This window comes from uncultured Campylobacter sp., from assembly GCF_937997465.1.
GTDB lineage: Bacteria > Campylobacterota > Campylobacteria > Campylobacterales > Campylobacteraceae > Campylobacter_A.
Window position 1 is genome coordinate 1 of sequence record NZ_CALKTQ010000142.1, and the last position, 7440, is coordinate 7440.

The 7440-nt window shown below is 44.7% G+C and carries 3 protein-coding genes and 1 pseudogene; all 4 read left to right on the forward strand.

Annotated elements, in window-relative coordinates:
- A partial coding sequence (locus Q0546_RS04465) for a FixG Ig-like domain-containing protein (RefSeq protein WP_298790900.1) occupies positions 1 to 4258 on the forward strand: 4258 nt, incomplete at its 5' end.
- Positions 4259 to 4389: 131 nt separating this feature from the next.
- Positions 4390 to 7011, forward strand: coding sequence for a valine--tRNA ligase (locus Q0546_RS04470; RefSeq protein ID WP_298790902.1), 2622 nt, complete (start codon positions 4390 to 4392; stop codon positions 7009 to 7011).
- Positions 7012 to 7050: 39 nt separating this feature from the next.
- The gene (locus Q0546_RS04475) at positions 7051 to 7194 is read left to right on the forward strand and encodes a hypothetical protein (RefSeq protein WP_002952601.1); all 144 of its coding nucleotides are present in this window, start codon (positions 7051 to 7053) and stop codon (positions 7192 to 7194) included.
- A gap of 33 nt (positions 7195 to 7227) precedes the next feature.
- Positions 7228 to 7440 (forward strand): annotated as a pseudogene (locus Q0546_RS04480) (diaminopimelate dehydrogenase); the annotation flags it as partial.

The following is a 7440-nucleotide window of genomic DNA, read 5'->3' on the forward strand; positions in this document are numbered from 1 at the left end:
GATGCTACGAGAAAACTCCTCATTTAACGTAGCTTTCGGTGATTTAAAACCGTTTTTAGAGTTTACAGATAGCGGCACGTATATGTCTAGCCTGGGCGAGATCGGCATAAAAAGCGTAAACACAAACACCGCTAAAGTTGTCGTCGAGAAGCTAAAAGAGCAAAATTTAAGATACTTTTTAAATTTTACCGAGACTCCTTTGGATAACTACGCCGAGGAAGTAGCCAGCAAAAACTACGAGATCGGCGGCGCTCAAAACGAAATGCAAAAAAGCAAGATCAAGCTTGACTTTGCCGAGGGCGGAGATGGAGTTTATCTAGTCACAGTCTACTACGACAAAGATAAAAGCGTACAAAAAGCGGTCTATCTAACCGATATCGGCCTAAGCATGAAAGTTTCAAAAGACGAGGTGTTTTTATTTGCCAACCGCTTAAGCAAAAACGAAGTAGTCGCAAACGCGGACGTCAAAATTTACTCCACTAAAAACAATCTCATCGCAAGCGGCATCACAAACGACGAAGGCGTGTTTAAATTTAATAAAAAAGACATCGGCAAAGACGTCTCAAGCGCAGTTTTAACGCTAGGTAAAGAGCAGAGCTTCATCGCCCTATCGCAAAACAAACGCCTAAACGAGGAGTCAAATTTAGACGCCAAAGATAGAAGCGAAACGTATAGCGCGTATTTGCACTTTGCTAGCAACATCATCCGCCCGCAGGAAAACATAAAAGGCGAGATCATCATCAAAAACGCGCTGTTTAAGAGCCTCTCAAATATGCCCGTTAAGCTAAAAATCAGAGATCCGCAAAACAAAGTGATCCTAAATAAAGGCGTAAACACCACCGAGCTTGGCGTGATAAATTTCGACGAGCCGGTAAACTCGGGACTAACCGGAACGTTTAAATTTGAAGTGATCTTTGCAAATAAAATCATCGATAGCTACGACTTTTCAGTCGAGTCATTCACTCCGCAACGCATCAAAAACGAAGTTAAGCTAGATAAGCAAATTTACGCTCTAGACGATCTAATTGACGTAAAACTACAAAGCAACTACCTTTTTGGCGGCGCGGCGGCTAATCTAGAGGGCGACGTGGCGTTAAATTTATATCAACAAGATTACAAAAACGATAAATTTAAAGAGTATAAATTTAGCAACGGTGAATACGCCGCAAATGGCCTAGATCAGTTTACTAAACCAGTCACTCTAGACAACGAAGGTAAAGGTGCGACTGCGTTTAAGCTACAAAACAAAGGCAAAATCGCAAGCATTTTAAAAGGCACCGCGGTATTTACCATTAACGACGACGGCAAAAATGTAAGCGCCAGCAACGACTTTAGCGTATATCCTTTTGACGTTATGGTCGGCGTCAGAGCAAACGACACCTACATCGACGCAAACTCCAAACTAACGCTAAATTTTGTCAGCGTCGATCCGCTTAAAGACGAGGAGCTAAAAGATAGGCAAAAAGCCGTCGAGATCAAAAAAGCGATCTGGGAATACAACTACGACAAAGAAGGCTATCTAAAATGGAACAAACGCTACGAAAAGGTCTTTAGCGATACTCTTAGCGGTAACGAATTCGTTTATGATTTCAATCAAAGCGGCGACTTCATAGTCGTGGTTTCCGATATCCTAAGCGGCCACTCGGCAAATTTAGATATCTACGTTAGCGGCTGGGACTACGGCGGCACGTTGCAACCGACAAAAGAGCTAGCTAAAGCTAAAATCAAGCTAAATCAAAAAGTCTATAAAAAAGGCGACTCGCTAAACGTAGACGTTAGCTCTGTGCTAAAAAGCGGCATCGGCATCATCACGGTCGAGTCAGAAAACGTCAAAAAGTATAAAGTCGTAAATATAGAAAACAACGTAGCAAACGCCAAATTTGACCTTGACTTCGATTTTGAGGGACTTTATGTAACCGCATCCATCATGCGCGTAGCAGATAACGATGTCTTGCCGTTTAGAACCTACGATAAAGTCTATGCAAAAGCGGATAAATCATACCGAGCGACAAACGTCAGCATCGAAGCGCCAAAAGTCGTGAAGTCAAACTCCAAATTTAAAACTACCGTAAAAACCGAGCCAAATGCGGAGGTTACGCTATTTGCAGTTGATGAAGGCGTGCTACAAGTAACAAATCAAAAGCTAAAGAGCCCGCTTGACTTTTTTGACAAAATTTTAAACGACGGCGTGCTTGACTACGACATCTACGCAAATTTGAGCGGATTTAAAAAAGACGGTAAAGTACTAAGCTTCGGCGGTGACGCGGCGGCTGCCCTTATGGAGATGAGAATGGCAAAATTTGCTAGCCCGGTCGATAAGAAAAACGTCAAAACCTACATCAAAATGCAAACCGCAAAAGCGGGTGCGGACGGCGTAGCGAACTTTGACGTAGAGGTGCCTAGCGACTTTAACTCCGAGATAAATTTGGCCGTACTTAGCGTCATCGGCGACAAGCTCGGCTTTAGCGTAAATGCCGTCAAGGTAAAAGACGACATCATCCTAAAACCGACGCAAACTGCGTATTTGATCCAAGGCGACCAGGTAAACTACACACTAAGAGTGATCAACACCACTAAAGAGCCAAAAACCGTCGCCCTAAGCATAGATACGAACCTAAACGCACAGCTAGCAGTTGACAGCATCGAGCTAAAACCTAACGAAAACGCGAAATTAAATTTCGTCATCGATGCTAACGCTACGGGTAAATCATATATAAATTTCACCGCAAACGACGGTAAAAACGGCTATACCTACTCGCAAAAGCTTGACGTCATCCACGCCTATCCGCTTAGCACCTACGCTAAAAATTTCCAGGCTACCGTGGAAAAGACATTTAAGCTTGACGAGGAGTTTAAACGCATCAGGATCGACGCTTCAAGCTCTATCAAAGGCGTACTAAGCGCAAATAGCGACAAGCTCGTAAATTACCCTTACGGATGCTCCGAGCAACGCTCAAGTAAGCTTTTTGAGCTAAATTTCCTAGTGCTTGGCGGAGACGATTCTAAAGAAGCCAAGGCAAAAGAAGCCGATAGAAAAAGATTCGTCGAAGCAGGCTTGCAAGACGTCATCAATATGCAAAAAACAGACGGCAGCATCGGCTACTGGGATCAGCTAAGCTACACGAACAACTTTGCTTCGATCTACGCTATCGATATGCTATTTACGCTTGAAAAATCAGGCTTTGCGCTAGATAGCCACGTAAAAAGTAAAGCGATCGACTGGCTAAAGGCATTTGGCAGTAACGATAACTTCCAAGCCCTTTACGCAGCCTACGTCCTAAGCACGCAAAAGAAACTCGATAGATCAAAGCTAAACGCTCTATACGATCAAAAGAGATACCAAAACAGCGCGCTTGACGGATACTTGATGGCAGCGATCCTCAAAAACGAGGGACTAAATAAAGAGAGCGAAAAAGTGCTAAAAGGACTAAACAAATCGACCTTTGACCGCGAAAAAGAGCTAGCAGATAACTTTGGCTCAGAGATCAGAAACAAGGCCTTTATGTTACTTTTGCACGCCAATCACTTTGAAAAAAACGCATTTAGCGACGAGCTAGCAGACTACCTGATCGCTCGCGTAGATAAGCTGCATTCGACACAGGAGCGCGCATTTACGCTAAGAGCGCTAAGAGCTTATATCAAAGACGTCTCAAGCGAGAACAAATTTAAGCTAATCGCCGACGGACACGATCTAAATTTCGACGGTCGCGGAGCTATCAACATCGCTCCTAAAAAGCCTGAGATTACTATCGTACCTGAAAACGGCGCAGCCGTGTATCTAGGCGTTAGCGCGTCAGGCTACAAAAAGCTAGACGTAAATCACAAATTTGACAAGAAAGGGCTTGATATCTATAGAACCTTCGTCGGCAAAGACGGCAAAGAGATCGATATCAACGCACTTAAGGTAAACGATATCATCTACTCAAAGCTATCGCTAAAAACGAATGAGTTTATCAGAAACGGCGTGATAAACGAAACGATCAGCCCTTGCCTTGAGGTAGTAAACGAAAATATCGTACCAAACGTAAGAACTGAAGCTACGAAAAACTCTTTAACTCTCGAGCATCAAAACATCGAGGACGACAGAGTTTTGAGCTTTTATAGTTTGAGTGCCAGCAAGGACGCACATGTGCTTTATACGCCTCTTCGAGTCGTTATGAGCGGTAAGTGCATGCTACCTGCGGTTATCACGGAAAACATGTACGACGAGAGCATGAGCGACTACGATCTAGCTCAGCACGAATTTATCGTCAAATGATCCTTTGCGAAGCGGTTTTTCAGCCGCTTCGCTTTCTTTGCCTATTCCTAAAAAACAACCTATTTTAAACATACTATTAGCAAATTTGTAGTAAAATCCGACATTTTTTAAACAATTATTAAGGATAAAATATGGCGGAATTTTACGACGCAAAAGAAGTAGAAGATAAATTTTATAAAATTTGGGAAGAACGCGGATATTTCGAGATAGACGCGAACAAAAACATCCGCAAAGACGGACGTAAATTTTGCATCATGATGCCGCCTCCAAACGTAACAGGCTCGCTTCATATCGGACACGCCCTAACATTCACATTGCAAGACATAATGACGCGCTACAAAAGAATGGACGGCTACAAAACGCTTTGGCAGCCAGGCCTTGATCACGCAGGTATCGCCACTCAAAACGTCGTTGAAAAGCAACTCCTAGCCCAGGGTATCAAAAAAGAAGAGCTCGGACGCGAAAAATTCGTAGAAAAAGTCTGGGAGTGGAAAGAAAAAAGCGGCGGAATGATCGTTCATCAGATGCGTAACCTAGGCGTCTCTCCGGCATGGTCGCGCCAAAGATTTACTATGGATGAAGGGTTAAGGATAGCGGTCAAAAAGGCTTTCGTAAATCTCTACGAAAAAGGGCTCATCGTGCGCGAAAACTACATGATAAACTGGTGTACGCACGACGGCGCGCTCAGCGACATCGAGGTAGAACATAAGAAAAACAAAGGCAAGCTTTATCACCTAAGATACTACCTAGCGGGAGAACAAGATAAATTTATTGTTGTGGCGACTACACGTCCTGAAACCTACTTCGGCGATACCGCCGTAATGGTAAACCCAAACGACGAACGATATAAAAATTTGATCGGCAAAAAAGTCGTCCTACCGATAATCGGTCGCGAGATCGAGATCATAGCCGACGAACACGTCGATATGGAGTTTGGTACCGGTCTAGTAAAAGTCACGCCGGCGCACGACACTAACGACTACGAGGTCGGCAAAAGACACGATCTAAAATTTATAACCGTTTTTGACGAAAAAGGTATCCTAAACGAGCAGTGCGCGCAGTTTAAAGGGCTTGAGCGACTAGAGGCCAGAGACCCTATCGTCGCGGAACTAGAAAAGCTCGGAAACGTCGAGAAGATCGAAGACTACGAAAACCAAGTCGGCTACTGCTACCGCTGCAAAAACGTCGTCGAGCCATACATCTCAAAGCAGTGGTTCGTCAAAAAACAGATCGCGGACGACGCGATCGCAAAGGTCGGCGAAGGATTAGCCAAATTTTACCCGGCTCACTGGATAAACAGTTTTAACGCCTGGATGCGCGAGCTTCGCGACTGGTGTATCTCGCGCCAGCTATGGTGGGGGCATCAAATCCCGGTATTTTACTGTGACGCGTGCGGACACGAGTGGGCGGACGAAGACGAGCCGACGCAGTGCCCAAAATGCAAAAGCGCAAATTTCCATCAAGACCCCGACGTCCTTGATACCTGGTTTAGCTCGGGGCTTTGGCCGTTTAGTACGCTTGGCTGGGGTAACGGCGAGGAGCTAAAAAACGAGAAATGGTTTGACGGCGATTTGGCTGAATTTTACCCGAACAACCTGCTAATCACCGGCTTTGATATTTTGTTTTTCTGGGTAGCCAGGATGATGTTTCAGGGCGAAAATGCGCTAGGCAAGCTACCGTTTGACGATATCTACCTGCACGCTTTAGTTAAAGACGAGCAAGGCAGAAAGATGAGCAAGAGCCTAGGCAACGTCATCGACCCGCTCGTTAGTATCGAGGAGTACAGCGCCGACGTCTTGCGCTTTACGCTTGCGCTACTTGCCGTGCAGGGACGCGATATAAAGCTAAGCGACGAAAAGATGAAGCTCGTGCGAAATTTCACGAACAAACTTTACAACGCGAGCAAATATCTGCTGCTAAACGAGTCTAAATTTGCAAATTTAAGCGATATCAAAATAGAAACCAAGCTTGGCAAATACATGTTAAGCCGATTTAACGAGTGCGTGCGCGAAGTGCGAGAAAACATAGACGCCTACCGCTTTAACGATGCGGCAAACGCGATTTATAAATTTTTATGGGATGAGTTTTGCGACTGGGGTATCGAGCTTAGCAAAGCCGACAAAGGCAGCGTAAAAGAGCTTGGAGCGATATTTAAAGAGGCGATGAGACTGCTTAGTCCATTTATGCCGTTTATCTCCGAGTACCTTTTTCACGAGCTTAGCGGCTCAAATTTAGAAAGCGCAAGCTCGATCATGGTTGAGGAGTATCCGCAGGCCAACGAGCGCGACTTGCAGATAGAAAAGACTTTTGAGCTAGTAATCGAGGCCATCGTCGCGATCCGCCGCGCAAAGGCAATCATCGAGCAAGGCAACTCAAAAATCCCAAAAGCCTTCATCAAGCTAAACGGAAACGAAAATTTGACCGAAGCGACAAACTATATCGCACTGCTAGCCAAATGCGAGCAGATCGAGTTCTGCGACGATAAAATCGAAAACGCAGCTCGCGACGTGAGCGAAAATTTAGAGGCGTTCGTGCCGCTTGAAGGCGTGGATATGAGCGCTGTTATCATGCGACTGCGGTCGCAAAAAACCAAACTAGAAAAAGAGATAGCAAAGCTCTCAAGTATGCTAAATAACGAGAAATTCGTAGCCTCCGCCCCGCAAGCCGTGGTTGAAGCCAACCGCGAAGGACTGCAAAGCGCGCAGGAAAAATTTGCCAAGGTATGCGACGAACTAAAGGTATTTGGCGAATAGTTCGCTCGTTTGAGCCTAAATTTTAAATCAAGGAGAAAAATGAAAGGCAGTATCGGCGGATTTACTTTAGGCACGGTCATAGCCGTCGCACTATCATGGGGAGCCAATAAAAGCATATTGTGGGCGATAATTCACGGATTTTTAAGTTGGATATATGTGATTTATTATTTGCTGATGAAGTGAAACTTTGTCACTAGTTAAATTTAAAGGATAAAAATGAGTCAAAAGATAAAAATAGCAGTTTTAGGATATGGAAATTTGGGTCGCGGCGTGGAGCTTGCTGCGAGAAACAGCAAGGATTTAGAGCTAACAGCCGTTTTTAGCCGTAGGAATCCAAGCGAAGTAAAAACATGCGGCGCGCCGGTGTTTAGTGCGAATGAAATTTTATCGCACAAGGGCAAATTTGACGTTTTGGTGCTTTGCGGCGGT